Source organism: Rhizobium sp. RHZ01, assembly GCF_014851595.1.
GTDB lineage: Bacteria > Pseudomonadota > Alphaproteobacteria > Rhizobiales > Rhizobiaceae > Rhizobium > Rhizobium altiplani.
The window spans coordinates 67,223-90,924 of the sequence record NZ_JACUZZ010000023.1; the positions used below are offsets into that span (position 1 = coordinate 67,223).

The window sequence follows — 23,702 nt, forward strand, 5'->3', positions numbered from 1 at the left end:
GCGAACGTTTCGTCAGGCCGCGGCTGTCGCCGGGCTGCTCTCGAAGGAAAACCCTTCGTCTGCCCAGCCGGTCATTCCGCCGATCATGACCTTCACTTGTAGCCCTAGCCGGGCAAGGCGCAGGGCTGCCTTGTCGGTCCCGTTGCAATGCGGGCCGGCGCAATAGACGACGAAGAGCGTATCTGCCGGCCATTTCGACATGTGATGGGCCGTCATTTTGCCGTGCGGGAGGTTGATCGCGCCCGGAATGTGGGCGGCGGCGTAATGGGTCGGAGAGCGGACATCCAACAGCACGAAGTCGCCGTGGCCGGCGGTGAGCGATGCGTGGACGTCCCAGCAATCGGTCTCGAAGGAGAGCTTGCGGGCATAGTAGGCGGCAGTGGCTTCGGGAGAGGCGGCAGGGACTTCGGCGACGAAGCTCGGCATGACGTTTCCTTTCGGTTCGAGTTGCCGCCAACCATCGCCGATGTTATGGCTTTGCGAAATTGGCCATAATGACGGTTAGCGTAAAGATCATGCCAAATGCGTTGAGAGGACCCCATGTTGTTGTGCTCGCCTATGACGGGCTCTGCACCTTCGAATTCGGCATCGCTTACGAGGTTTTCGGCCTGCCGCGTCCGGAAATGGGCGAGGGCTGGTATCGCTATTCGGTCTGCGGGGTCGAGCCTGGGCCGCTTCGCGCTGCTGGCGGCTTGACCGTCTCCGTCGATCATGGACTGGACGTGCTGGAGAAGGCGGATCTGATCGTCGTGCCCGGCTGGCGCTCGATCGATGCGGAGGTTCCGGGTGCCCTGATCGATGCGCTGTGCGCGGCCCACCAGCGCGGTGCGCGGATCATGTCTCTCTGCTCGGGTGTCGCGGTGCTTGCCGCAACAGGGCTTCTTCGCCATCGCCGCGCCACCACGCATTGGCGATATGTCGCCTCGATCTCGAAACGCTATCCCGACATCAACTTCGATGCTGATGTGCTTTACATGGATGAGGGCCCCATCCTGACGGCAGCCGGGAGTGCTGCCGGTATTGATCTCTGCCTGCATGTGGTCCGTGGTGACTTCGGCGCCGAGGCCGCCAACAGTGTTGCGCGTCGCCTGGTTTTGCCGCCGCATCGCGAGGGCGGGCAGGCGCAGTTCATCCATGCGCCGGTGCCGCTGGAGCGTGAAGGCATCCGGCTAAGCCCGCTCATGGACTGGATGCGGCAGCGGCTGGACGAGGAGCAGCCGATCAGCCTGCTTGCCGCGAAAGCTGGGATGAGCCACCGGACCTTTCAGCGCCGGTTCGAAAGCACGACCGGGCTCAGCGTCGGCGAATGGCTGCTCAAGGAGAGGCTTCGCCATGCACGCGAATTGCTGGAAAAGGAGATCAGCGGGTCTCTCGACGATATCGCGGTCGCCAGCGGCTTTGGAACGCTGGCGACGATGCGGCACCATTTTCGCAAACGGTTGGGCACGAGCCCCAGGGCATACCGGAAGACTTTTGCGGGGTAAAAGAGGTAGGTCGGGTGCCTCACCCGCCACCCTCATTCCTGTGCTTGTCACAGGAATCCAGCAGCCTTGCGTCGGCACGGCAGAAGACTCATAGGCTGTGCAGAAAAGATGAAATATCCTCCCGTTCGGGGTTCGTCGCTTCGATCAGGTTGAGTTTCCACTGCCCCGCGGCCATTTTTAATGGTCTTCTCCCGCGTGATCGCCGTCGTCAGCAGATCATGCTCCTCGAACCACACCAGCATCTTCACGCCGTATCGAGACGTGAAACCTCCTGGTAGCTCGCCCTGATGCCCGAAAAGCTGGGCTGAGAGATCGCGGGTCACGCCGGTATAAAGCGTGCCGTTTCGCGGGGATGCGAGAATATCGACGCAACCCTTCATGGTTGAAGAATGGCGAAAATGCCCGCATTGAGCAAGAGTCATTCACGGCGCCGACGCGCCGTGGCTGGATTCCTGTGACGAGCACAGGAATGAGGGAGGGGGTGCCGCACGGAGTTTTGCGGCACCCTTGATCTTACTCCGCTGCCTGGCGAGCCATCGGGTTGTTCGGGTGCGTCGTCCAGTTTGCATAATTCGGATCGACGATCTTTCCGGTGCGCTTGTCGAGGTCACCGACGGGGAGCTGCTCCATGGTGATGCAGTTCTCGACAGGGCAGACGTTGACGCAAAGATTGCAGCCGACGCATTCCTCTTCCATCACCTCGAAATGCCTGACGCCGTTGACGAACTGGGTGATCGCCTGGTGCGAGGTGTCCTCACAGGCGATGTGACAGCGACCGCACTTGATGCAGGCATCCTGATCGATCTTCGCCTTGGCGATGTAGTTCAGGTTGAGATACTGCCAGTCGGAAACATTCGGCACTGCGCGGCCGGTGATGTCGTCGAGGTTGCGGTGACCCTTGGCGTCCATCCAGTCGGAAAGCCCCGTGATCATCTCCTGGACGATCTTGAAGCCGTAGGTCATCGCCGCCGTGCAGACTTGCACGTTGCCGGCGCCGAGCGCCAGGAACTCAGCCGCATCGCGCCAGGTGGTGATGCCGCCGATACCTGATATCGGCAGGCCGTAGGTCTCCGGATCGCGGGCGATCTCGGCGACCATGTTGAGGGCGATCGGCTTCACCGCCGGGCCGCAATAGCCGCCGTGGCTGCCGCGCCCGTCGATCGACGGTTCCGGCGAGAAGGTGTCGAGATTGACCGAGGTGATCGAATTGATCGTGTTGATCAGCGACACGGCATCGGTGCCGCCGGCCTTGGCAGCACGGGCTGGCTTGCGGATATCGGTGATATTTGGTGTCAGCTTCGTGATGACGGGCATGCGCGTGTACTGCTTGCACCAGCGCACGACCATTTCGATATACTCAGGCACCTGTCCGACCGCGGAGCCCATACCGCGTTCCGACATGCCGTGCGGACAGCCGAAGTTGAGTTCGATGCCGTCGGCACCGGTCTCCTCGACCAGCGGCAGGATTGCCTTCCAGGCATTCTCCTCGCAGGGAACCATGATCGAAGCGATCAAGGCCCGGTCGGGCCAGTTCATCTTCACCTGCTTCATTTCGCGCAGGTTGGTGTAGAGGTCGCGGTCTGTGATGAGCTCGATGTTGTTCAAGCCGAGCAGGCGGCGGTCGGCGCCCCAGATCGCGCCGTAGCGCGGGCCGTTGACGTTCACGACCGGGGGGCCTTCCTCACCAAGCGTCTTCCAGACGACGCCGCCCCATCCGGCCTTGAAGGCACGTTCGACGTTGTAGGCCTTGTCGGTCGGCGGTGCCGAGGCCAGCCAGAACGGGTTGGGCGACTTGATGCCGACGAAATTATTGCGGAGATCAGCCATTGTTCATTCTCCCCTTCACGCGACGGCAACGGCCGGCTGCGCACCGGCAGCAAGCATGCGGTTGATGGATTCAGCGGCATAGCGGCCCTGCGCGACCGCCGAGACGGTTAGGTCGTCACCGCCGAAGACGCAGTCGCCGCCGGCCCAGACGCCGTCGAGCGAGGTCTTGCCATCAGTATCGACGGCGATGCGGCCGGATTCCAAGCGCAGCGCGCCGAGGCTGGAGGTGTCGAGAGTCTGACCGATCGCCTTGAAGATCTGATCAGCGGCGATGACGCCAGTCTCGCCCGTCGTCGACAAGCGACCGTCGACCAGCTTGGTGTATTCCACCTCGATCGCGGCGACTTTGCCGTCCTGCGCGAGAATGGATTTCGGCGCCAGCCAGTGACGAATGATGACGCCCCTGGAGGTCGCGAGATCCTGCTCGAATTCCGAGGCGTTCATATGCTCCTTGCCGCGGCGATAGCAGATCGTCACTTCCTCGGCGCCGAGCAGCTTGGCTTGCACGGCCGCGTCGATCGCCGTCATACCGCCGCCGAGAACGACGACGCGGCGACCGACCGCAATGTCGCCCTTGTCAGCAGCCTGCCGAAGGCCGGCGATGAAGTCCACGGCATCATCGACGCCCGGCAGGTTTTCGCCTTCGACCCGCAGCGCGTTGACGCCTGAAAGGCCGATGCCGAGGAAGACCGCATCATATTGCGACTGCAGATCGGCGAGGGAGAAATTACGGCCGAGCTGCTGGTTGTGGCGAACTTCAATGCCGCCGATGGCCAGGACGTAGTCCACTTCCTTTTGCGCGAAGTCGTCAACGGCCTTGTAGGTGGCGATGCCGTATTCGTTGAGGCCGCCAGACTTCGGCTTTGCGTCATAGATGACGACATCATGGCCCTTGACCGCGAGGCGATGGGCCGCGGCGAGGCCAGCCGGGCCGGCGCCCACGACGGCGATCTTCCTTCCGGTCGAGGCGGCGCGGCTGTAGAACTGCTTGTCCGCCTCCATGGCCGTATCGGTCGCATATCGCTGCAGGCGACCGATTTCGACAGGGCGTTCCTCTGCCGTGTTGCGCACGCAGGCTTGCTCGCACAGATCTTCGGTGGGACAGACGCGGGCGCACATGCCGCCCAGAATATTCTGGTCAAAGATCGTCTTCGCCGATCCGATCGGATTTCCGGTGGCGATCTGCCGGATGAAGAGCGGGATGTCGATGGAGGTGGGACAGGCCGTCATGCACGGCGCGTCGTAGCAGAAATAACAGCGGTCGGCTGCGACCAGCGCCTCGTGTTTGTCGAGGCGCGGATGAAGATCGGAGAAGTTCGAATCGTATTCGGCGGGCGAAAGCCGGCCAGCACGAATCCCAGTTCCCAGTCGTTCCATTGAAGTTCCCTCATTATTGGTAAACGGCCAGTAAGAGGAAGCGTAACTCAGCTTCAAAAATTTATCAAACGGTAAAATTTTTGCCTGATATCGCCGTTATCACATTGTTTTAATGGAATTAATTTCTGCGCGGCGGATGGCCGTGCACCGGTGACTTCGGCCTGAAAATAAAAAAGTAAAAAAATCGACTTTTTCTCACTGGTTCCCGGAACCATTCGGATACTTGCCCGTTACTGCGATATCCGAACGATGACCGCATCGACCCAACATGCGCGCCCCCAACCCATCGTTCGGATGTACTCACGGTCCCCTCCCGGTGAGTGAAAGAACAGCCGGTGCGCCGCCCTCGCACTGGCTGTTCTTCGTTTAGCGTGTAGCTGCCTTTTGAGAGGGGTGCCGGAGGATCTCGAACTCGGCGTCGGGGATAACCAGATGATATTCGATCCGTCCCGGCACCAGCGTCAGTTCGGCCTTGCCGTTGACCGACGAGGGAACGACGCGCTCAAGCACAGTCTTGCCAAAGCTGTTTTCACTGAATTCGTGAACCTCTGTCGGATCGCATAGCGTCTCCGCCCATGAAACCTCGATTGCCTTTCGCCCGTCAGCGGCCACTTCATGACAGCTCAGAGTGACCGCAGGCGTGCTGCCGGCAATCGCTCCGTAGGAGGCCGAGTTGACGATCAATTCATGCAGCGCGAGCCCGACGTGCACGGCGGCATTGGGTGTCAAGTGGACGTTTATCCCGGAGATCGGCAGCGGTCCCGCCGTCTCGGGCCAGTAGGGCGCGAATTGCTTTTCAGCGAGTTCGAAAAGGAACGCACCGCGCCAGCTGGAATCGGTAATCAGGTCTTGTGAATTCGACAGGGATTGCAGTCGCCCGCGGAATTTCACCAGGAAGCTATTCAGCGATATGGTGTTGCGGGCTGTTTGTGTGGCGATTCCTTGAATAATGGCCAGAAGGTTCTTCGAGCGATGCGAGAGCTCGCGAAGAAGGGACTTCAGCACCTTTTCGCGATGCCGGGCCTCCGTCACCTCGGCGACCACGGAAAGGATGCCCATGGCGTGATCGGTACCGACGCGCTGGATCTTCAATTCGTAGGTGCGCATTTCTCCGTCGATCGAAATGTCGATCTCGGTTGTCGTCGGCTTTCCGGTTTCGAATACCTGCTGCTTCAGCTTCTCCAACTCGCGTCCATGCGCTTCGCCGAAGAGATCGACGTCAGTACCGCCCGGTATTGCAAGCGGCTGAAAATGCGGAGGAAGGTTGTCGGCATAGATGATCGATAGCCTAGGGTCCTGGTAGATCACGGAGATTCCGGCGCTCGCCAGTGCGCTCTCCAGCAACACCGCTCTGCCTTCCAGCGCGAAGGGCACTCCGGGCACTGGTCCGTTCCTGTTCACTAGTCGCCTTTCCCATTTTTGATCTTTCCTCACGGGGAGGAAGGTGCCCATTCGGGAAGCTCATCCTAGAAGAAAGCACGAAAAAAAACCTTAAGGTCGGAATAGCGCTCCAGATTGACCGAAACGCATTTCCGCTCCCTTTGTTCCTAGGCGACCGCCATTTCCCTTAGGCAGCGGCCTTGGTGGATTCGTTGAAGAAAAGTGCCTGACTGATCAGTGCCTTGACCATGTCCGGATTAAACGGCTTCGTGACCAGGAATGTCGGCTCGGGCCGTTCGCCGGTCAGCAGCCTTTCGGGGAAGGCGGTGATGAAGATTACCGGCACGCTTGCGGTCTTGAGAATGTCGTTGACGGCATCGATGCCGGAGCTTCCATCCGCAAGCTGGATATCCGCAAGAACCATGCCTGGCCGGGTCCTGTTATAAAGTGCAACCGCTTCGGCGTGGGTACGGGCAATGCCGGTGACGCGATGGCCGAGGCTCTCCACCATCTGTTCGATGTCCATCGCGATCAGCGGTTCGTCTTCGATGATCATGACATCAGTGGCGACCTGGCGAGAGATCTCGCGTGATGCGTTGTCGAGCAGGCTGACGACTTCGTCCTCTTCCACGCCCAGGATCTCGGAAATTTCTCCCACCCGAAAGTTCTCGACGGAGGCGAGTATGAAAGCCTGGCGGGCACGCGGCGAAACTTTGGCAAGGTTCAGCGTTGCGCGCTGTTCCCATATGTAGGGCGAGGCAGGTTCCGGAATCTGGACGGTGACGGAACCAAAAAGCGTAGTGAAAAGTTTGTACAATGCGACGCGGTCATCCGCGGTATCCGGGAAAATGGATATGTCGGTAATGATCGCCTCGAGTACGGCGGCTACATAGGCGTCGCCTGAAGTCTGCGTTCCAGTAAGCGCGCGGGAATAGCGACGCAGGTAAGGAAGATGCGGCGCAATTCGAGTCGAAAGTGTCATGTAAAGCTCCCACTATAGGCCGGTGAACGGCCCCAATGGCGATTAAAACGCGACGGATTGTAAAAATGTTCCTCGCATGTAGGAACTTTTTTTTCTCAACGGCATTATCGTGGCTACCAACAGAGGGCTTATCGCATTTGTTTCATGGCACGCGACGGGATGTTCGCCAATCGGCCGGGACAAGCGGCTGTTTTATTGAGGCGAACTTAATCAAGGCGACGTGGCAGAGCACGTGGATAACAAAAGCAAAGTGACGATTGATGACGACACGGAAGAATGAAAAGGATCGGCAGCGGCTGGAAATGCGCGCAAGCGATATCCTTGACCCCAACAGCCAGATCGGCGTGAAGTTACGATCGCTTTATGCTGCCGTGCAGGAAGAGGCGATTCCCGACCGCTTTCTCGATCTGCTCGAGAAGCTTGACCAGGCTGAGCTCGTCGCGTCGGCAAAAGCTGTGAAGTAAGGTGGCTCCATGGAAAAGCAGCAACCAAGCTTCAAGCGCGAGCTCCTCGCGTCGCTCCCTAGCCTCCGCGCCTTCGCCATCTCGCTGATTGGCCGGCACGACCGGGCGGATGATCTTGTCCAGGACACCATCATGAAAGCCTGGGCAAAGCAGGATCATTTCGAGATGGGCACGAACATGAAAGCCTGGCTCTTCACGATTCTGCGCAACGAACTCTACAGCCAGATGCGCAAGAGCGGGCGCGAGATTCAGGACAGCGATGGCCTGTTCACCGAGTCCATGGCTATGCACCCGGCCCAATACGGGGCGCTCGATCTTCAGGACTTCAAGAAGGCGCTCGATCAGCTGCCGCCGGACCAGCGTGAAGCGATCATCCTGGTCGGCGCTTCCGGTTTTTCCTACGAGGAAGCGGCGGAAATCTGCGGATGTGCAGTCGGAACGATCAAGAGCCGCGTCAATCGCGCTCGCCAGCGTCTCCAGGAACTGCTTCAGATATCCGGTGAAGCCGATTTTGGTCCGGATGCGACATCCTCGCCGCTGACGTCCAAGGCCTTCGCCTTCTGATATAATAGTCTCGTTCGATCCATAGGAGAGGCCGGCTGCCCAACAGGGCGCCGGCCTTTTCCTTGAGCTACGCGAAAATTGAGAGGTCAGTCGTCGCGCTTGGAACCGACGAGGTTGGCCGCCACGATTGCTGCAAGAACGCCAGCCGTCAACAAGGGCTGAGCTCGGACAAGACCAATGCCGACCGCTGCAAGCGATTCCAATGCCTGCTTGCGTTCTTTGGCACGGCGCGCCTCCTGGGCGTTGATCACCATCATGATGACGAGAACGACGATCGCCACCAGCAGGGCTGCGGCTGCCAGGAACAGCGCTGCGCCGATCGGACCGTAGATGCCTGAGAGCCAGATGGCACCGGCGACGACCGCGAGCGTATAAGCGGTCAGCAAGAGCACGACGGCAATGGCAACGAAAATACCGTTGCGCTTCGTCCGCGCAACGGTTCGGTGAACACTCGTGCCTACCAACAGGCTGAGGAGCGGGAAGAGCATTTAGCCTCCTTAACGGCGGGCAAGAAGGGCGAGGACGAGCCCAAAGGCTGCTGCCGCCCCGACGGTGGCGATTGGGTGACGGCGCACGGTATTGCGCACTTCGTTGGCGCCGCGAAGGTAGCTTTCCTGCAATTCATGCATCAGGTCTTCGCTGCGAGAGAGCAGATCGTCGTAGCTGGCGGCTGCCTGATAGCGCATGCGATCGCTCGACTTTCGTGACTGCTTTCCGGCAATCTTCGTCAGTGCTGCGATCTCTTCACGAAGAGACTCGATCTGTTCTTCGATGGTGGATTCGATGTTGTGAAGCGTGCCGCCATTGCGCCGGCTGCGAATGGGGTGGAGGAGCGAAGAGGCCACGATTTTCTCCATCGGTGAGGCGCGCTCTTAGCGGCCTGATTCAACACAGGGCCGCTGCCGAAGTTTGCATGAAGATTATCGCCCGGCAATGACCCACATCATCAATTGCTTAACGCGGTCACCCTGCAAAAGTTCCGCTACGCTGGATTGTATCCGGTTTGGATCGCACTGTGCGCAAGCACGAAGGGCGTACCGTCGGCCGGAACCTGATTGATCCGCAGGGCACAGCCGAAGACAGATTCCATTGTCTCGTCGGTCAGCACATCGCGGACGCTACCGCTTGCAGCCAGTTGGCCGGATTTCATGAGAATGATCCGGTCGGCGAAAAGCGCGGTCAGGTTGAGGTCGTGCATGACGGCGATGACGCCGCCACCGGCCTCGCAGAAATTGTGCGCCAGAGTCATGATCGTCAGCTGGTGGCTGATGTCGAGGCTGGATACCGGCTCGTCGAGCAGAAGCCAGCAGGGCTTGCCGTCGACGACCGGCTCGGCGATCTGGCAGAGCACGCGGGCGAGTTGAACGCGCTGCTGCTCGCCACCCGAAAGTTCCTGATAGAAGCGGCCTTCGAAGCCCCCCAGGTCGACGGAGGCCAGTGCATTCGCCGCGGTCTGCTCGGCTTTCTCAGGATTGCGATTGACGCCGGTGGTCAGGCCCATCCGCACCACTTCGCGCACCGTGAAGGGAAAGGAGATCGAGCTTGCCTGCGGCAGCACCGCCCGCATCGTCGCCAGCCGCCACGGCTGCAGCGCGTTCACTTCCTGACCATTGAGACGAATGGAGCCGGAGTAGGGGAGTTCGCCGGAGACCGCTTTCATCGTCGTTGTCTTGCCCGAGCCGTTCGGACCGGCAATCGCGGTCAACTGGCCTGCCTCGGCGGAGAAGCCGACCTGACTAACAATGGTCTTGCCGGAAAGGCGCACGGAAACGCCGGATACCTCAATCATTGCTCAATACTCAAAGGGCAAGGCGTGCGCGATGCCGCAACAGAATCCAAAGGAAGAACGGGCCGCCGACGGCGGCCGTAATGATGCCGATCGGCAGTTCGGCCGGCGCGACGATGGTCCTGGCAAGAACATCGGCAAAAATCAGCAGCGAGCCGCCGAGAAGCGCCGAAGCTGGCAGCAGGAAGCGGTGATCGGGGCCGATCGACATGCGCAGAACATGCGGAACGACGATGCCGACGAAGCCGATGCCGCCGCTGACTGCGACCGAAGCACCCGTCGCCCCGGCGACGGTGACGATGGCGATGTTCTTCAGCCGCTGAACAGGGACGCCCATGTGAAAGGCTGTAGCCTCACCGAGAGTGATGGCATTCAGGCCAGGGGCCATGAAGGGTATCGCCGCAAAGGAGAGAAGAATGATCGGGCCGGCGGCGGCGATCTTTGCCCATGTCGCCCCGGCAAGCGATCCCATCCCCCAGAAGGTGAGGTCGCGGAGTTGCTGATCGTTGGCCATGTAGATCAGGAGGCCCGTGAGCGCGCCGGCAAGCGAGCCGAGCGCGATGCCGGCAAGCAGCATCGTGGCAACTGAGGTCTGGCCGTTCCCGGTTGCGATCCGGTAGAGCAGCCACGTGCTGGCAAGTCCGCCGCAGAAGGCTGCGATCGGCAGCGCGTAGATGCCGAGCAGCGTGTAAAGCGGCGCGGCAAAGGTGCTGGCGAGCACGATGATCACCACGGCACCGAGGCTCGCGCCGGAGGACACGCCGACGAGCCCGGGATCCGCAAGCGGATTGCGGAACAAGCCCTGCATGATGGCGCCTGAGACGGCAAGCGAGCCGCCCACCAGGAAACCCAGGATCGCGCGGGGCATTCGGATATCGAAGATGATGATCCGGTCTCTGGCGTTCAGCGCATCGTCCGAGCCGGCCATGTTGGCGATGACGTCGAGGAACGAGGCGTTGGAAGCACCCGTTGTCACTGAGAATAACAGGGACAGGACGGACCCGACGGCAAGCAGAACGATTGCCAGCAGCGCGAGGCGACTGCGATCACCCGCCCTTTGAAGCTCCCGCAGACCTGTCAGCGAAAACATGGAGCGCTTCTGTCCGATGGCGTCCTGCAGAGCCATTATCAGCTTCCGTAGATCGCTGCGTTCAACTCACGGACGGCGCTCGCGGTGCGCGGGCCGAACCCGAGCAGGTGGAGGCCGTCCATGCGAATGATTGCCTTGTTTTGCGCCGCGGGTGTCAGGGCCAGCGCGGGCTGCTTCAGAAGATCTTCATCCTTGGTGGCTGACCCGTCGCCGCGGTTCATCATCAAGATGACGTCAGGCTTGGCTTCCACGATCGCCTCGTCGGTTAGCGGCTTGTAGCCCGGGAAATTGCCGACGGCATTGACGGAACCGGACAGCTTGATGATGCCATCGGCTGCCGTGCCGGTTCCGGAGGCCATGATCTTTCCTCCTTGCATACTCAGAATGAAGAGGATGCGCTTCCGCTCGCCTTCGGGGCGCTTGGCGGCGTCGGCGATTGCCACGTCAAGATCCACACCCACCCTTTCCTCTAGCGCCTTTGCCTTGTCGGGCTGGCCGAGGAGATCGCCGACCCGGTCGATCTTGGCGAGGATGCCTTCGCGGGTATAGGCGTTGGGCACGGTCTCGAAGGGGACGCTCGCGCTCTTGAGCACGTTCAGCGCTTCCGGTGGCCCGGATCCCTCGATGGCGATGATCGCCGTCGGGTTCATGGCGAGGATGCCCTCCGGCGATAGCGCGCGCATGTAGCCTACGTCGGGCAGCTTTGTTGCCGCTTCGGGATACAGGCTGGTCGTGTCGCGCGCGATCAACCGGTCCTGCTCACCGAGCGCGTAGATGATCTCGGTGACATCGCCGCCAACGGACACAAGGCGCGTCGTATTCAGTTTTTCAGCGGCCGGGGCATTCGAGACCGGAGCCAGCGACAGCCCAATAACCGTGGCTGAAAACGCCATCGCCCGAAGCCGCTTGCTGCGCGGTGCCTTACGCATCGTTATCCCCTTGCTCATGCCGCGACGCTGGTTCCTGCGCGCGGCAGGTTTTCCATGATCGAGCGCCAATCGTCGCGCTCATCGGTGCCTTCCTTGCGCTTGCCGAAGAACTGGATGATCATTTCGCCCTCGGCATTGTAGGCCTCGAGCGAGGTTACATGGCCGTCCTTTGTCGGCTTGCGTACCGCCCAGGTCTCGGCGATGTGATCCTGCCGAAGATGCAGGTGGAAGGTCGGGTCGAAGATATTGATCCACGGACCCATCGGCTGCAGGTTGAAGATCGGGCCGGAATGGATCTGCACGATGCCGTTGTTTGCCACGAAGCACATGACCGGCAGACCGGCCTTGACCGAAGCGTGCATCATCTCCGCCGTTGCCGTGTTGTCGAGTTGCCACGCGTAGTCGTCGCCGACGGTGCGAACGGCGGCTCGGCGGCCGATCTTCAGCTTGCGCAGCATGCCGAAGAACTCGTGCGTGTCGGTGAGCTTTCTCCAGTGCTCCCGCAGTTCATCGCGGGTGACCTCGCCGCTCTCATCCATCGATGAGGGCGTCGGATCAGCGTTGAATTCTTGCGACTGATCGTCGAGCGTCAGATCCCGGACGATGGCGCGATAGGCTTCGACATTCGAGTCCGGGCGAAGATGGATCTTGTGAACCGCGTTGCCTGCCTTGTCGAAATACTGCAGGCTGAGTCGCTCCTGGTCGCCGTCCTTCTTAGAGACGGCAAAAGCATGCGCCCAGCGGTTTGGAAAAATGCGCAGGTCGATGTTTTCCCCGAGCACGATCGAGGCGTGCGGCCCGGCGGTGATGTTCTCGTAAACGCCGATCTTTTCGTGAACGGCGCTTTCGTTACGGGAAAGGGCCATGACTTCGCCGAGTTCAGCGACCCGCTCCAGGAGCTTCACGGCGCTGCCGTCGATGCGGGTTGCGGTGATGCCGACTTCGGCCGCAACGAGAGCAGCTTCCGAAATCTGAAGCTGTGCGGCGATATCGCGCTCGCGCATCTTCGGATTCTCCGCGCGAAATGCGCGTATGTCGGCGGGAGCCGGTTTCGTGGTTTCAGTCATGTCCTAGCCCTACTTGTTGAGAATGAGTTTGCCCTGACGGGTGATTTTCATGCGGTAGACCACGCCGTCGTGACGGATCATGATCTCGGTCGCTCCGCGAAAAATGTCCGCACTTTCCAGAACGCGCATTTCTGCCGTTGGTTCGCGCTGCGGCGACGCGTGACTAAAGCTATCTGGCTTCTCAACCATCATTTCGGTCGGCTATTTCCGCTCGATCCGCGGCGTCCAAACGCCCGGAAAATCCATAATTATCTTGACTTTCATAGTCATCATTTTTTAATGACGCAATAGCGGAGTTTAGAAGTCAAGTTTTAGAGTTTATTGATGGAAGGAATGGCAGTGAGCAAGGTTGCAGCGCTTTTGACGAGCGGTCTGATCGTGGTTGCGAGCGCATCGCAGGTTTTTGCTCAGGACGCTGCTGCAGCGTCGCCGGCCAAGGGCCTCGAGGTCGAGTTGAACGGTCTGGCGCCATCACAGAAGGGCTGCATGATGACCTTCGTTGCGCTCAACAATCTTGCCGCGCCAATCAGCAAAATCTCCTTCGAGCTTGCTTTCTTCAACGACAAGAACGCGGTCGACCGGGTTACCGTGCTGGACTTCCGCGATCTGCCGCAAGGCAAGAAGCGTGTGCGCCAGTTCGACATGCCGAACGTCAACTGCGAGAGCGTGACGCGCTTGCTGATCAACGACGCGCCAGTCTGCGACGGGCCGGCCTCGGGAGAGTGCATGAAGGGCCTTGTCACTCGTTCACAGGTTTCCGTTCCCTTCGAGGGTTGAGTGGTTCGCCGGCATGACAGCCGACGGTTTTCTGTTTCAACTGGCCGAGGCAGGCACAAATGGCAGTTTCAGCAAAATCCAAATCGAGAGTCATTCTCGTCGAGGAACCGGTCGCTGACGGCGGAATGAACGACAACAATCCCGGCATGCATCCCGGGCATGAATTGTCCGATCTTCGCAATGTGCCACGCCAGCCAGCCGCCGAAGCTTCCATACACTACGCGCGCCTGGCGTTGATCGAATCCTTCCCGCAGGCTCCGCAGAGTGCGAGCAGCACCGTCGCAACCGCGCCGTCGCTGGAGGCGAGCGCCGAAAGGGAAGAGAACGCGAAACCACCTCAGCGCAATGTGGTGATGGCTTGCCTCAGTTCCTTTGCCTGCCATGCGGCCGTCATCGCGATGCTGGTGGTCGGATTTGTGGTCACACCGCACGATCCGGTCGAAGAGGCCGGCGAAGTCGTGAGCGTCATTATCCTTGGCGATTCGGAAGCGGACCAAGCGGCGGCGGGCGAGAAGGCTGAGGAGCAGCAGCCCGAGCAGATCGTAGCCGAGACCGCGCAGACTCAGACGGTCCAGCCGACGGCGGCGACGCCGACGGAAACGGTGACCACCGAGCCGGTAACCGTTGCGCCTACACTAGAGGTTACGCGCGTTTCACCGGAGAACATCGTTGCCGCGGAACCGGAGGTTTTGACTTCGCTCTCATCGGCCGAGACGTCCTTCGTGCAGCCGATGGCGACCGAAGTGCCGCTCGAGGTGCCTGCGGAAACGCCTCCGGTTGCTCAAGCGGCGCCGGAAGAGATCAAGCCGGTTCAGCCGGTGGAAACGGCGGCGGTCGCTCCCGAGCCGGATAAACCAACACCGGAGCCCAAGCTGAAAGCGGAAAAGCCCGTCAAGAAGCCGATCGAGAAGAAGGAGCCGCCGAAGAAGGCTCAACCATCCGCAGAATCCGGCGGTAAAAACGAGCAGGATTCCAAGAGAGGGTCCGCCGACGGGACCGAGACGGCAACATCGAACCAGAATTCGCGTGGGGCTGGCAGCAGTGGCGGTGCGGGGAGCGCGGCCGTCGCCAATTATCCCGGCAAGGTACAATCCCGGATTCGTCGCTCGGTCAGGGTGCCGTCGGAGTACAAGCGCATGAGCACATCCATGAGCGTTCGCGTTCGCCTGACAATCGGCGCCAGCGGCGATCTGAGCGGTCTTTCGATCGCGCGCAGCTCCGGTATTCCGGAGCTGGATCAGGCTGTTGTCGAGGGCATCCGCCGCGCTGCTCCGTTCCCTCCGCTCCCTGTCGAGTGGGGCAAGCCGGTCTGGTCGTTCAGCCAGGACGTCCAGGTGACGGGTCATTGATAAAATATGACTTCTATAATCAACTTTATACTTTACTCTAAAAATCAAGTTTAATAAGGTCCCCCGGCACACGCAGGAATCGTGTGACGATCAACGAGCGAACGGGTGGGCAATGGCTCGAAAGACGAAGAAGGGTTCCAACCGCGAGATCCGCGTTAACGCTGATGCTCAGACGGTTCAGGAAACGTCGGGGCGGTCCAAACTTGATGGACGCAGTTTCCTGTATGTCGGCGGACGGGACTGCCAGGTGGCGCATCTTCGCCAGATCGCAAGCGATTTCGGGGCAGAGCTGATCCATCACGACGGCGGTTTGCGCGAGGCGGTCTCCCGCATCGACACCGTACTTCCCTCGGTCGACTGCGTCTTTTGCCCGATCGACTGTATCAGCCACGATGCCTGCCTGCGCGTGAAGACCGGCTGCAAGAAGTTCGGCAAGGCCTTCATCCCGCTTCGAAACGGCAGCAAGTCCAGTCTGGAACGTGCGTTGCAGACAATGAACGAACGAGACAATTCCCGATGAATGAAGAACGCCCCGGTGGGGTCATGATGATCGGCCTGCACAAGATCGCCGCTCAAAGAGGCGACGGCCTTGTGCCGGAGCTTTACGAACTGCTGCTCCGGAATGCCGAGCGGCGCAAGGACTATCCCAACGTATCGGAGTTTCCCCTCTGGGAGGCACGGTTGCCTGGCCAACAGCCTGAAAAGCCGCTTGGTCTGGAGGCCGCAAACGGCAATAATGTTGTAGCCTTCGCGCCTTCGCGCGTCGCTGCGAAAAGCAAAGCGTAGGGATCACCCATGTATATTGCAATGAACCGCTTCAAGGTTGCGATTGGATCCGAGGCAGACTTCGAGAATGTATGGCGCGACCGCGATTCCAGCCTCTCGCAGGTTCCTGGCTTTGTTGAATTCCGGCTGCTGCGGGGCAAGACGAATGCGGAAGAGGACTACACGCTGTTTTCCTCGCACACGCTCTGGCAAAGCGAGGACGACTTCCTGAACTGGACGAAGTCCGAAAACTTCCGCGCCGCGCACCGCAACGCTGGTGAGCGCAAGGCAATGTATAAGGGGCCTCCGGTTTTTGAAGGCTTCACCGTGGTTGCTGGCATCTGAAATGACCGAACAGGATCCGGATCGTGTCGAAGTCCTTCCGGTCTTGCCATCGCTTGATCTCGATGGCTTCGACCGGATCATCCACCAATCTCCGGACTATCTGATCCTCCGCCGGAACGAGATGGAGTCGCATTTCTGGCTGGCGCGCGACCGGGCGTTATGCGAAGCGACGTCCGTCTATCTGCGTGGCCGTCGGATCGCTGCGCTCCATGCGGAGTATCAGGAGAAGCGGGTGGCGCGTCTGACCGCACTTGAGCGACGGCCGTGGGGCATGGAAGAGTTCTATATCCATGACCCGCATGGCAACCTGCTGCGGTTTGGGCGCATCCCCGTCAGCTGATCGATCAGCCTCGGCGAATGAAAGCGCCCACGGCGATCGCCAGCCAGCCGAACATCATGGCAAATCCGCCGGCGGGGGCCGCCAGCGGAAACAGGCCGGAGCCAGCGTAGCGCAAAACAACGAGATCCCCGGCAAACAGAAGCGTGCCGACCCCTATCAGTATGCCGGCAAGCCACGCCGTCTTAAGTTTTTCGGCGCCGATCGCGAGGGCGAACAGGGTGGGGGCGTGCGCCAGGCACATTGCCGAAGCCGAAGCGAGAAGATGCGCGTCGCCGCCGCCATGCGCTGCGGCCGCGGCCAGCGCCACGCCGGCAAAACCGAACAAGCCGGCAAGCAGATAAAACAGCGGCGCAATACGCGCGTTCAGCGTCATGGTCATCCGTGTTCCTTGTTCTGCATGTGATATGCGAGGCGTTCGATGGGGGGCAGGATGATCTCGCGCAGCTTCGGATTGGCGATGGTTTCCTCGAGCGCGCGACGGAAGCAATGTAGCCACTCGTCGCGTTCCACCGGACCGATCTCGGCAACGAAATGCCGGCTCCTGAGGCGTGGGTGACCGCGCTTGTCGGTGTAGAGCGGCGGGCCGCCGAAATATCCAGTCAGGTATTCGTAGAATTTCTCCTCGCTGCCTTCCAGCGTCGGCGGATGGACGGCGCGAACGTGCTGTGCCTCCGGCAGCGTATCCATCAGCTCATAGAAGCGGCGACACAGGGCGCGGACGGCCTCGTCGCCGCCAATCGCCTCATAAAGCGTAATGACATTTTCCGTCACGGTTCCATTCCTCGAAATCGGACTCTTAATGCACTGCGGGGAGCGGGACTGCAACCGCTTGGATCAGCACGCGGCAATTCGCCATCCGCACAGACAGTCGAATATGAGTTGGCTTGACAAAACCGTCTGGACGGTATCTTCTGTTGGCATGTCACTCGCTCATCATCGCCGCAAACAGCCCCTTGTCGTGCGCCAGCAGCTGCTGGACGTGGCCGCTCGCCTCACGATGGAGCAGGGCATGGCCGCACTGACACTGGATGCCGTATCCGGCGCATCAGGCGTCAGCAAGGGTGGGCTACTGCACCATTTCCCGACGAAGAACGCGTTGCTGGACGCCCTTTTCGAAAGTCTCCTGGATCGCTTCGACGCCGATATTGACGAGCGCATGCGCGAAGACCCTACCCCGCATGGCCGCTTCAGCCGGGCCTATCTGCATGCTGTCGCCGATCTTAGGGATAAGCCCGACGAGGCCGCCCATTGGGCTCAGGTCACCATGGCGCTGCTCGCCGAGCCAAGGCTTCGGCAGCGCTGGCGCGAGTGGGTGCAGGAGCGGACGGAGGAATATGTCGGCACGGATTCGTCCGTCGATGCGCAGATCGTTCGATTTGCGGCCGATGGGCTCTGGCTTGCCGACATGCTCGGCAGTCATGACAGCGGCGGCGACCGCCAGGCGCTCATCTCCCGTCTCGTCGAATTGGCCAACAAGTAGGGTAGGTCCACCATGGCTCCAGCTGCCGTATATGCGCTGCTCTTTGCTGCGATCGCGCTCGAGGTCATCGGCACGACGGCGCTGCAGTTGTCGCAGCAGTTCACCCGCGTAGGACCGACGGTCGTGGTGGTCGTCTGCTACGCGACAGCATTCTATTGCCTGTCTATGACCTTGAAGATCATCCCCGTCGGGATCGCCTATGCGATCTGGAGCGCGCTCGGCATCGTGCTGATATCCGGGGTCGGCCTCGTCTATTTCAAGCAGCGGCTCGATGCGCCGGCGATCGTAGGGCTCGGGCTGATTATCACCGGCGTGCTCGTGGTCAACCTCTTCTCGAAGTCCATCTCGCATTGATCTTGCCCGAAGGCGGGCAGATGCGGGTAAATGTCCTGCGCCGCGGGTCCCCTATATGTCGTCGCGACATTTGACCTCATCCTGCGCGATCTTGCGAAACATGCGGTCCTTTCCATATTTCTTTGAGCTTTGGGCCGCTTGTTCCACGCATTGGACCACTCATGACCGACCGCACCACCGATTCAGGTCTTTCCGGCAAACCTACCCAGTCCAGGGACCAATCCCTTAACACTGCCGGCATCACGCCGATGGGTCGACCAAGCGCAATTACGCGCTTCTTCATGGGTATCGTCGCGTGGGCGGAAAAGCTGAACTTCAAATATGCCAGGCTCGGCAACCCGCCGGTCTATGATACCGCGACATTCCCTTGGGTCGCCGAGGTTGAGAAGGCGTGGCCGGAGATACGGTCCGAGCTGGACCGCGTGCTCGTGCGGCAGAGTGAACTGCCGTCATTCCAGGACATCTCGACTGATGTGAAGACGATCTCAAGCGATAGTGGCTGGAAGACTTTCTTCCTCGTCGGGTTTGGCGTGAAGTCGGAACAGAATATCAGGGCATGCCCGCAAACCTGGGAGGCGGTGCAGAAGATCCCCGGATTGAAAACCGCCATGTTCTCGATCTTCGAGCCCGGAAAGCATCTGCCGGCTCATCGCGGACCTTACAATGGCGTGCTTCGCCTGCATCTCGGGATGATCGTACCGGAGCCTGCCGACAAGCTTGCCATCCGGGTCAAGGATCAGATCTGCCGTTGGCAGGAAGGAAAGGCGCTGATCTTCGACGACGCCTACGAGCATGAGGCGTGGAACCATACCGACGAGACGCGCGTGGTGCTCTTTATCGATTTCGTGAAGCCGTTGAAGTTCCCGGCGCGCTTTGTGAACTGGACGCTGATGAACCTTGCCGTTTTCACGCCCTTCATTCGTGAGGGGTTGGACAATCACAAGGCATGGGAAAAGAAGTTCTACGCGGAAGCGGAAGCCTTCAGAAACACGCCGCAGAACTAACCTTTCGCCTGCATCGCCGATCAATTGAGCCGTAGAATTGCGCAGGCTTTTCTGCGGTGCCAAGCTTCGTTCAATTGTTGTTGGCTGCCATCAATCGGCGCTGCGCGCTTATGGCCAGATACATCACGTAGTCTCCTGCGGCGTCTGCGAGATGAAGAGCAATTTCCTCTTCCCGCCATCCCGCGACCGCGCGACGGACAACTTCGGTGATTGCCATATTGCAGGCAGCTTCGCATTCCCGCGAGCGTCCCATATCGTCGGCGCTATATTTCGGAGTGCGGATGTTTGTCATGGCTGCAACGTGCCATAATCCCCCGCGTTTTCAAGGGGATGCTAATGGAGTGGTTAGCCGGTAAGGTTAAGTGCAGTGCGGTTGCGTCAAAAAGAAAAACGGCGGCTTCGCATGCGCTAATTTGGCACTTCCGGCGCTGCTAATATGTGCCGATTTCGCCAAGAATGCCGAATGAAGTTTGCTCCTCAGCGAGCGAGCCTAGCTCGCAAATGACATTTCCGTGTGAGCTACCTTGCCTAGCCTCCGGGCATGCAATGTCGGCGTCGCGGCAAATTATGATTGGTCGCCGGCAGTGACGAACAGAAAGTCCCGCAATTGCGGGGCAAAAAAAACGATCCGCTAACCACAATCGTCATGCGCCCAACAATACCATTGAATTCTAATCGATAGGATGTTATCTAATTCCATGACAACGAATCAGACACAAACCTGGGCCGAGTTCGCACCATTGCTTATGATCTGCGGGCGCGGGTGGCGTCGCGCTTTGAACGCCATTCTGACCGAGCACAATCTATCCGATGCCAGCGCGGCGCCGTTGATTGCGCTGCTTCGGCATGGCGACCGGATCCCACAGGGTGTTCTGGCCGAACGGGTCGGTGTGGAAGGGCCGACGCTCGTGCGGGTTCTTGATAGTTTGGAAAATGACGGCTTGATCCGCCGGGTCCCCGATGAGGCGGACCGTCGCATCAAGCTGGTGCAACTCACCGGAGGAGGCACAGCGGTCGCCGAGCGCGCCGAAAGCTGTGCGGCGGAGCTGCGAGCACAGATCCTTGGCGACCTCGATCCTGAACAGGTCGGGGCCGCCCTGGAAGTCCTGCGCGCCATCGCGGCGAAAACCGCGGCCCTATCCGGAATACAGGAAAATGACGAGTAGCAAGAACGCGACCGATCCCAGTCTGGGAGACGTCGTTTTTTCCATCAAGACCTTCGCCGCCGCAATGCTGGCGCTTGGCCTTGCGCTTTGCTTCGACCTGCCAAACCCATACTGGGCGGTCGGCACGGTTTACATCGTGGCCCATCCGCTGTCCGGGGCGAGTACGTCGAAGGCGCTCTACCGACTGATTGGCACCGCACTCGGCGGTACGGTCACGGTGATCCTGATCCCCAACCTCGTCAATTCGCCTGAAATGCTGACGCTTGCGATTGCGCTGTGGATGGCCTTTTGCCTCGGCGTCAGTCTGCTCGACCGGACGCCACGGAGCTACAGCTTCATGCTGGCGGGCTACACGACCGCTCTCACCGGATTCCCGATCGTCGCAAATCCGGACACGGCCTTTACCTATGCAACTGCCCGCGTCGAGGAAATCGCGCTCGGCATCATCTGTGCGGCGATTGTCAATCGTATCTTCTTTCCCCGGCATGCAGGGCCGGTTCTGGCCGCGCGCATCAATGCCTGGCTGCGAGACGGCGCCGAGCTCGCCATTGGCACGCTGGAGGGCAGGGGACGCGATCCTTCGCTTCTGGCGGCAGCCCGACGGCTGGCTGCCGACGCAGTCGACCTCCACAGCTTTACCACTCACGTGGCCTACGACACTTCGGCACTGCGCGATATGGTCGGTCGCACCCGAATGCTGCAGCAGCGCATGGTTGCGATGCTGCCTGTCGTTTCAGGGTTGGCTGACGTGCTGCACGCGCTCGACAAGGCGACGGCGGGCAAATTCACACCCGCCATCACTGCACTCGTAACCGAAGTCAGCGCGTTGCTCGAAAACGGTGCGCCTCTTGCCGAGGATAAGCGCCAGCAGCTCCTTGCCCTGATAGCGAAGTCTGAGGAGGAGGGACGCGAGCAACAGGAGTGGAATGGGCTTCTTGCTCACAACTTCACCGCTCGCATCCGCGATCTGGTGCAGATCTGGGGCGACTGTCTCAGTCTGCGCGAGGATATCCAATCCGGATCGCATCACGATCTTCGTTGGCGCCGCTTCGGCACGTCGTTCGATCGCGCGCCTATCCACAAGGACTACGGCATGGCCGTTCACTCCGGCCTATCCGTGATGCTGGCGACGTTCATTGCCACAGCCCTCTGGATCTATACCGGCTGGCCGCAAGGCAGCGCCGCCGCGATGATGGCAGGTGTGCTCTGCTGCATCTTTTCATCGATGGACGATCCCGCGCCGATGATGATCAAGTTCGTCAATGTGGCGATCGTCACCGTGATCGCAGCGTTTGTTTTCGAGTTCGGCCTGATGCCGTTGGTCCATACCTATGTCGAGCTTGCCGCAGCACTTGGATTGGTCCTGGTGCCGGCGGGGTTGTTGATGACCAAGCCATCGCTCGCTCTCTACGGCATGGGCTTCTGCGTGAACCTGCCGAACATGCTGACGCTGCAGGATCGCTTGAGCCTGGATCTCGCCTCCTTCCTCAATTCGAACGCGGCCATGATCATCGGCATGGTGATCGCCTGCGGAACGACCGTTCTTGTTCGTTCTGTCGGTGCAGAATGGACCGCCTACCGGCTGCTGCGCTCGGGCTGGACCGATATCGTCGCTGCGGCGCGTCGCCCTGAGGACGTCGACTTCACGAAGTTGCTTTATCGGATGGTCGACCGGTTTGGCCTGGTTGCCCCGCGCCTGGCGATGATCCCGGCCGAGTCCGCCGTCGCTCAGACCGATATCCTGCGGGATCTGCGGAACGGCCTCAATACGCTGGAGCTCCAACGCCACAAGCAGCTTGTCTCGCGCGACAAGCGCGAGCCGATCGAGAACGTGCTGTCGGGCGTTGCGGCTTATTATCAGCAGAAGCAGAAGAGCCGGGATGCTCAACCCGACGGAAACCTGCTGACGACACTGGACCAGTCGCTCGCAGCACTGATTGAGGCCGGCCGGTCGTCGGCGATCGAGGGCGCGCGCCGCTCGATGACAGCGCTCAGATACACTCTCTACCCGGATGCAGCCTCCCTCGCTCAGGCTGTCACGGGCGCGACAGCCGGAACTGCAAAGGAACATGCGGCATGAGGCCGGATATCGATATTTACGGGGTCTTTCTCCCAACGCTCGGCGCGATCGCATTCGCCGCTTACCTCCTCAACGCCATCCTGCGGAGTGCACTGGCGTATGTCGGCTTCTATCGTTTGGTCTGGCATCGACCGCTCTTCGACACGGCCATGTATTTCTGCCTGCTCGGCGCCATCGCGCTATCTTTGAATAAGGTGTCACTATGAAATCGCTTTTCGCTCATTCCGGTCGCTTCCTGGTTACCGGCGTCATGGTCGCTTTGGCGGGAGTGCTCGGCTGGCATTTGTGGGACTACTACATGGACGAACCATGGACCCGCGATGGCAAAGTTCGCGCGGACGTCGTACGCCTAGCCGCCGATGTCTCCGGGATCGTCAGTGAAGTCGATGGAAAGGACAATCAGACTGTTCGCAAGGGCGACGTGATCTTCCGTATCGATCAGGCGCGTTTTACGCTCGCCTTGCGCCAGGCCGAAGCGCAGATGGAAAGCAGCAAGGCGGCTCTCGACCTGGCGAGAAGCGACCTCGAGCTCTATCGCAAACTTGGCGAGAGCTCGGTGACACGGCAGAAGATCCAGCAGGCTGAGACGACAGTCCAGCAGGACGAGGCCGCCTACAACCAGGCCGTGATCAGCCGTGACACTGCTCAGCTCAATCTCGACCGTTCCGTGGTGCGGGCGCCGGTCAACGGCGTGCTCACCAACTTCTCCATGCAGCCGGGCAATTATGTTACTGCGGGCACCGCCGTTACCGCCCTGATCGACAGCGATTCCTACTACGTCGCCGGCTATTTCGAAGAAAACAAGCTGGACCGCATCAAGGTCGGCGATCCTGCGCTCGTCTATCTGATGGGCAGCAAAACGCCTCTTAAGGGGCATGTCGATGGCGTCGCGGGCGGCATAGAGGATCGCGAACGCAGCGATACCAGCGCGCAGCTCGCTAACGTAACTCCGACTTTCACTTGGGTGCGGCTGGCTCAGCGCGTCCCCGTACGCGTGGCGCTCGATGCGCTGCCCGACGACACGGCGCTTGTCGCCGGTCGCACTGCAAGCGTCACCATCGTTAATTGACCCGAGGCGGCTTCAAGAGCCGC

General features: G+C 60.3%; 31 protein-coding genes and 1 pseudogene. 16 read left to right on the plus strand and 16 right to left on the minus strand.

All coding sequences use genetic code 11. The annotated features are described in order from the left end of the window. Positions 1-12: 12 nt before the first annotated feature. A complete protein-coding gene (locus tag IB248_RS22010; RefSeq protein ID WP_169683543.1) occupies positions 13-426 on the minus strand; it encodes a rhodanese-like domain-containing protein in 414 nt (137 codons plus the stop codon). A gap of 68 nt (positions 427-494) precedes the next feature. Between IB248_RS22010 and ftrA the strand changes: the two genes are divergently transcribed. Further along, entirely contained in the window at positions 495-1,484 is a 990-nt protein-coding gene (ftrA, locus tag IB248_RS22015; protein ID WP_169683541.1) for a transcriptional regulator FtrA, read from the plus strand. 88 nt (positions 1,485-1,572) lie between these two features. Here ftrA and IB248_RS22020 read toward each other — a convergent pair. The 5 genes and pseudogenes from IB248_RS22020 to IB248_RS22040 all read right to left on the minus strand — a co-directional run bounded on the left by IB248_RS22020 (position 1,573) and on the right by IB248_RS22040 (position 7,050). Beyond that, a pseudogene (locus tag IB248_RS22020) lies at positions 1,573-1,864 on the minus strand (GIY-YIG nuclease family protein). A 133-nt stretch (positions 1,865-1,997) separates the two neighbouring features. Further along, entirely contained in the window at positions 1,998-3,311 is a 1,314-nt protein-coding gene (gene preA / locus IB248_RS22025; RefSeq protein ID WP_018116930.1) for an NAD-dependent dihydropyrimidine dehydrogenase subunit PreA, read from the minus strand. A gap of 15 nt (positions 3,312-3,326) precedes the next feature. After that, positions 3,327-4,688: an NAD(P)-dependent oxidoreductase gene (locus IB248_RS22030; protein ID WP_169683539.1), complete on the minus strand. Its 1,362-nt coding sequence runs from the start codon at positions 4,686-4,688 to the stop codon at positions 3,327-3,329. 366 nt (positions 4,689-5,054) lie between these two features. Further along, positions 5,055-6,071 carry a sensor histidine kinase gene (locus tag IB248_RS22035; RefSeq protein WP_018858251.1) on the minus strand — a complete coding sequence of 339 codons (1,017 nt, stop codon included), beginning with the start codon at positions 6,069-6,071 and terminating at the stop codon, positions 5,055-5,057. Between the two features lie 184 nt (positions 6,072-6,255). Next, positions 6,256-7,050: a response regulator gene (locus IB248_RS22040; protein ID WP_018858252.1), complete on the minus strand. Its 795-nt coding sequence runs from the start codon at positions 7,048-7,050 to the stop codon at positions 6,256-6,258. A 302-nt stretch (positions 7,051-7,352) separates the two neighbouring features. Between IB248_RS22040 and IB248_RS22045 the strand changes: the two genes are divergently transcribed. Both IB248_RS22045 and IB248_RS22050 read left to right on the plus strand, forming a co-directional pair. Then, a complete protein-coding gene (locus IB248_RS22045; RefSeq protein WP_245267976.1) occupies positions 7,353-7,514 on the plus strand; it encodes a NepR family anti-sigma factor in 162 nt (53 codons plus the stop codon). Positions 7,515-7,523: 9 nt separating this feature from the next. Beyond that, positions 7,524-8,078, plus strand: coding sequence for an RNA polymerase sigma factor (locus IB248_RS22050; RefSeq protein ID WP_007533712.1), 555 nt, complete (start codon positions 7,524-7,526; stop codon positions 8,076-8,078). An 86-nt stretch (positions 8,079-8,164) separates the two neighbouring features. Here the strand turns inward: IB248_RS22050 and IB248_RS22055 are convergent, their stop codons facing one another. The 7 genes from IB248_RS22055 to IB248_RS22085 all read right to left on the minus strand — a co-directional run bounded on the left by IB248_RS22055 (position 8,165) and on the right by IB248_RS22085 (position 13,142). After that, a complete protein-coding gene (locus IB248_RS22055; protein ID WP_018116935.1) occupies positions 8,165-8,566 on the minus strand; it encodes a hypothetical protein in 402 nt (133 codons plus the stop codon). A gap of 9 nt (positions 8,567-8,575) precedes the next feature. Next, positions 8,576-8,923 (minus strand): DUF883 family protein, encoded by a 348-nt coding sequence (locus IB248_RS22060; protein ID WP_018116936.1) that lies wholly within the window; start codon positions 8,921-8,923, stop codon positions 8,576-8,578. A 137-nt stretch (positions 8,924-9,060) separates the two neighbouring features. Next, positions 9,061-9,867 (minus strand): heme ABC transporter ATP-binding protein, encoded by an 807-nt coding sequence (locus IB248_RS22065; protein WP_018858254.1) that lies wholly within the window; start codon positions 9,865-9,867, stop codon positions 9,061-9,063. A 10-nt stretch (positions 9,868-9,877) separates the two neighbouring features. Continuing rightward, complete coding sequence (locus tag IB248_RS22070) at positions 9,878-10,990, minus strand: iron ABC transporter permease (RefSeq protein WP_018858255.1); 1,113 nt, start codon at positions 10,988-10,990, stop codon at positions 9,878-9,880. A gap of 2 nt (positions 10,991-10,992) precedes the next feature. Then, on the minus strand, positions 10,993-11,883 hold the full coding sequence (locus tag IB248_RS22075; RefSeq protein ID WP_245267974.1) for a hemin ABC transporter substrate-binding protein: 891 nt from the start codon (positions 11,881-11,883) through the stop codon (positions 10,993-10,995). A gap of 14 nt (positions 11,884-11,897) precedes the next feature. Beyond that, a complete protein-coding gene (locus tag IB248_RS22080) occupies positions 11,898-12,950 on the minus strand; it encodes a ChuX/HutX family heme-like substrate-binding protein (protein WP_169683537.1) in 1,053 nt (350 codons plus the stop codon). Positions 12,951-12,959: 9 nt separating this feature from the next. Further along, complete coding sequence (locus IB248_RS22085) at positions 12,960-13,142, minus strand: hemin uptake protein HemP (protein ID WP_018116941.1); 183 nt, start codon at positions 13,140-13,142, stop codon at positions 12,960-12,962. Positions 13,143-13,283: 141 nt separating this feature from the next. Here IB248_RS22085 and IB248_RS22090 point away from each other — a divergent pair, with 141 nt between their 5' ends. From IB248_RS22090 to IB248_RS22115, 6 genes are all read left to right on the plus strand, one after another. Then, the gene (locus IB248_RS22090) at positions 13,284-13,727 is read left to right on the plus strand and encodes a hypothetical protein (protein ID WP_025660163.1); all 444 of its coding nucleotides are present in this window, start codon (positions 13,284-13,286) and stop codon (positions 13,725-13,727) included. Between the two features lie 59 nt (positions 13,728-13,786). After that, a complete protein-coding gene (locus tag IB248_RS22095) occupies positions 13,787-15,076 on the plus strand; it encodes an energy transducer TonB (RefSeq protein ID WP_169683535.1) in 1,290 nt (429 codons plus the stop codon). A 112-nt stretch (positions 15,077-15,188) separates the two neighbouring features. Then, positions 15,189-15,596, plus strand: coding sequence for a DUF2325 domain-containing protein (locus IB248_RS22100; RefSeq protein ID WP_018116944.1), 408 nt, complete (start codon positions 15,189-15,191; stop codon positions 15,594-15,596). Then, on the plus strand, positions 15,593-15,862 hold the full coding sequence (locus IB248_RS22105; RefSeq protein WP_018858260.1) for a hypothetical protein: 270 nt from the start codon (positions 15,593-15,595) through the stop codon (positions 15,860-15,862). The genes IB248_RS22100 and IB248_RS22105 overlap by 4 nt, the downstream gene beginning before the upstream one ends. A 9-nt stretch (positions 15,863-15,871) precedes the next feature. Next, a complete protein-coding gene (locus IB248_RS22110; protein WP_025660166.1) occupies positions 15,872-16,186 on the plus strand; it encodes an antibiotic biosynthesis monooxygenase in 315 nt (104 codons plus the stop codon). A gap of 1 nt (position 16,187) precedes the next feature. Beyond that, positions 16,188-16,526 carry a VOC family protein gene (locus IB248_RS22115; RefSeq protein WP_169683533.1) on the plus strand — a complete coding sequence of 113 codons (339 nt, stop codon included), beginning with the start codon at positions 16,188-16,190 and terminating at the stop codon, positions 16,524-16,526. A 4-nt stretch (positions 16,527-16,530) separates the two neighbouring features. Here the strand turns inward: IB248_RS22115 and IB248_RS22120 are convergent, their stop codons facing one another. Beyond that, entirely contained in the window at positions 16,531-16,899 is a 369-nt protein-coding gene (locus IB248_RS22120; RefSeq protein WP_169683576.1) for a DUF423 domain-containing protein, read from the minus strand. 2 nt (positions 16,900-16,901) lie between these two features. Continuing rightward, a complete protein-coding gene (locus tag IB248_RS22125; RefSeq protein WP_062376241.1) occupies positions 16,902-17,297 on the minus strand; it encodes a group II truncated hemoglobin in 396 nt (131 codons plus the stop codon). A gap of 148 nt (positions 17,298-17,445) precedes the next feature. On the opposite strand from IB248_RS22125, the gene IB248_RS22130 reads away from it, so the two are divergent. The 3 genes from IB248_RS22130 to IB248_RS22140 all read left to right on the plus strand — a co-directional run bounded on the left by IB248_RS22130 (position 17,446) and on the right by IB248_RS22140 (position 19,364). Then, on the plus strand, positions 17,446-18,006 hold the full coding sequence (locus IB248_RS22130; protein WP_026371931.1) for a TetR/AcrR family transcriptional regulator: 561 nt from the start codon (positions 17,446-17,448) through the stop codon (positions 18,004-18,006). Between the two features lie 12 nt (positions 18,007-18,018). Beyond that, positions 18,019-18,360 (plus strand): SMR family transporter, encoded by a 342-nt coding sequence (locus IB248_RS22135; protein ID WP_018858266.1) that lies wholly within the window; start codon positions 18,019-18,021, stop codon positions 18,358-18,360. 161 nt (positions 18,361-18,521) lie between these two features. Next, entirely contained in the window at positions 18,522-19,364 is an 843-nt protein-coding gene (locus IB248_RS22140; protein ID WP_112824726.1) for an aspartyl/asparaginyl beta-hydroxylase domain-containing protein, read from the plus strand. A gap of 70 nt (positions 19,365-19,434) precedes the next feature. Here IB248_RS22140 and IB248_RS22145 read toward each other — a convergent pair whose 3' ends face one another. Continuing rightward, on the minus strand, positions 19,435-19,656 hold the full coding sequence (locus tag IB248_RS22145) for a hypothetical protein (protein WP_169683531.1): 222 nt from the start codon (positions 19,654-19,656) through the stop codon (positions 19,435-19,437). A gap of 406 nt (positions 19,657-20,062) precedes the next feature. Here IB248_RS22145 and IB248_RS22150 point away from each other — a divergent pair, with 406 nt between their 5' ends. From IB248_RS22150 to IB248_RS22165, 4 genes are read left to right on the plus strand one after another with little or no spacing between them, the layout of a single operon-like run. Beyond that, positions 20,063-20,530, plus strand: coding sequence for a MarR family transcriptional regulator (locus IB248_RS22150; RefSeq protein WP_018116954.1), 468 nt, complete (start codon positions 20,063-20,065; stop codon positions 20,528-20,530). Beyond that, positions 20,520-22,610: an FUSC family protein gene (locus tag IB248_RS22155; RefSeq protein ID WP_169683529.1), complete on the plus strand. Its 2,091-nt coding sequence runs from the start codon at positions 20,520-20,522 to the stop codon at positions 22,608-22,610. The genes IB248_RS22150 and IB248_RS22155 overlap by 11 nt, the downstream gene beginning before the upstream one ends. Continuing rightward, a complete protein-coding gene (locus tag IB248_RS22160) occupies positions 22,607-22,816 on the plus strand; it encodes a DUF1656 domain-containing protein (RefSeq protein ID WP_018116956.1) in 210 nt (69 codons plus the stop codon). Before IB248_RS22155 ends, IB248_RS22160 begins: the two co-directional genes overlap by 4 nt. Continuing rightward, on the plus strand, positions 22,813-23,679 hold the full coding sequence (locus IB248_RS22165; RefSeq protein ID WP_169683527.1) for an HlyD family secretion protein: 867 nt from the start codon (positions 22,813-22,815) through the stop codon (positions 23,677-23,679). Before IB248_RS22160 ends, IB248_RS22165 begins: the two co-directional genes overlap by 4 nt. The last annotated feature ends 23 nt before the right edge of the window (positions 23,680-23,702 follow it).

Bases quoted from the DNA above. Each gene is read 5' to 3' on its own strand.
- IB248_RS22010 (WP_169683543.1), bottom strand. From the start codon at position 426: ATGCCGAGCTTCGTCGCCGAAGTCCCTGCCGCCTCTCCCGAAGCCACT.
- ftrA (WP_169683541.1), top strand. From the start codon at position 495: ATGACGGTTAGCGTAAAGATCATGCCAAATGCGTTGAGAGGACCCCAT.
- preA (WP_018116930.1), bottom strand. From the start codon at position 3,311: ATGGCTGATCTCCGCAATAATTTCGTCGGCATCAAGTCGCCCAACCCG.
- IB248_RS22030 (WP_169683539.1), bottom strand. From the start codon at position 4,688: ATGGAACGACTGGGAACTGGGATTCGTGCTGGCCGGCTTTCGCCCGCC.
- IB248_RS22040 (WP_018858252.1), bottom strand. From the start codon at position 7,050: ATGACACTTTCGACTCGAATTGCGCCGCATCTTCCTTACCTGCGTCGC.
- IB248_RS22045 (WP_245267976.1), top strand. From the start codon at position 7,353: ATGCGCGCAAGCGATATCCTTGACCCCAACAGCCAGATCGGCGTGAAG.
- IB248_RS22050 (WP_007533712.1), top strand. From the start codon at position 7,524: ATGGAAAAGCAGCAACCAAGCTTCAAGCGCGAGCTCCTCGCGTCGCTC.
- IB248_RS22055 (WP_018116935.1), bottom strand. From the start codon at position 8,566: ATGCTCTTCCCGCTCCTCAGCCTGTTGGTAGGCACGAGTGTTCACCGA.
- IB248_RS22065 (WP_018858254.1), bottom strand. From the start codon at position 9,867: ATGATTGAGGTATCCGGCGTTTCCGTGCGCCTTTCCGGCAAGACCATT.
- IB248_RS22070 (WP_018858255.1), bottom strand. From the start codon at position 10,990: ATGGCTCTGCAGGACGCCATCGGACAGAAGCGCTCCATGTTTTCGCTG.
- IB248_RS22075 (WP_245267974.1), bottom strand. From the start codon at position 11,883: ATGCGTAAGGCACCGCGCAGCAAGCGGCTTCGGGCGATGGCGTTTTCA.
- IB248_RS22080 (WP_169683537.1), bottom strand. From the start codon at position 12,950: ATGACTGAAACCACGAAACCGGCTCCCGCCGACATACGCGCATTTCGC.
- IB248_RS22085 (WP_018116941.1), bottom strand. From the start codon at position 13,142: ATGATGGTTGAGAAGCCAGATAGCTTTAGTCACGCGTCGCCGCAGCGC.
- IB248_RS22090 (WP_025660163.1), top strand. From the start codon at position 13,284: ATGGCAGTGAGCAAGGTTGCAGCGCTTTTGACGAGCGGTCTGATCGTG.
- IB248_RS22095 (WP_169683535.1), top strand. From the start codon at position 13,787: ATGGCAGTTTCAGCAAAATCCAAATCGAGAGTCATTCTCGTCGAGGAA.
- IB248_RS22100 (WP_018116944.1), top strand. From the start codon at position 15,189: ATGGCTCGAAAGACGAAGAAGGGTTCCAACCGCGAGATCCGCGTTAAC.
- IB248_RS22105 (WP_018858260.1), top strand. From the start codon at position 15,593: ATGAATGAAGAACGCCCCGGTGGGGTCATGATGATCGGCCTGCACAAG.
- IB248_RS22110 (WP_025660166.1), top strand. From the start codon at position 15,872: ATGTATATTGCAATGAACCGCTTCAAGGTTGCGATTGGATCCGAGGCA.
- IB248_RS22115 (WP_169683533.1), top strand. From the start codon at position 16,188: ATGACCGAACAGGATCCGGATCGTGTCGAAGTCCTTCCGGTCTTGCCA.
- IB248_RS22120 (WP_169683576.1), bottom strand. From the start codon at position 16,899: ATGACGCTGAACGCGCGTATTGCGCCGCTGTTTTATCTGCTTGCCGGC.
- IB248_RS22130 (WP_026371931.1), top strand. From the start codon at position 17,446: ATGTCACTCGCTCATCATCGCCGCAAACAGCCCCTTGTCGTGCGCCAG.
- IB248_RS22135 (WP_018858266.1), top strand. From the start codon at position 18,019: ATGGCTCCAGCTGCCGTATATGCGCTGCTCTTTGCTGCGATCGCGCTC.
- IB248_RS22140 (WP_112824726.1), top strand. From the start codon at position 18,522: ATGACCGACCGCACCACCGATTCAGGTCTTTCCGGCAAACCTACCCAG.
- IB248_RS22145 (WP_169683531.1), bottom strand. From the start codon at position 19,656: ATGACAAACATCCGCACTCCGAAATATAGCGCCGACGATATGGGACGC.
- IB248_RS22150 (WP_018116954.1), top strand. From the start codon at position 20,063: ATGACAACGAATCAGACACAAACCTGGGCCGAGTTCGCACCATTGCTT.
- IB248_RS22155 (WP_169683529.1), top strand. From the start codon at position 20,520: ATGACGAGTAGCAAGAACGCGACCGATCCCAGTCTGGGAGACGTCGTT.
- IB248_RS22160 (WP_018116956.1), top strand. From the start codon at position 22,607: ATGAGGCCGGATATCGATATTTACGGGGTCTTTCTCCCAACGCTCGGC.
- IB248_RS22165 (WP_169683527.1), top strand. From the start codon at position 22,813: ATGAAATCGCTTTTCGCTCATTCCGGTCGCTTCCTGGTTACCGGCGTC.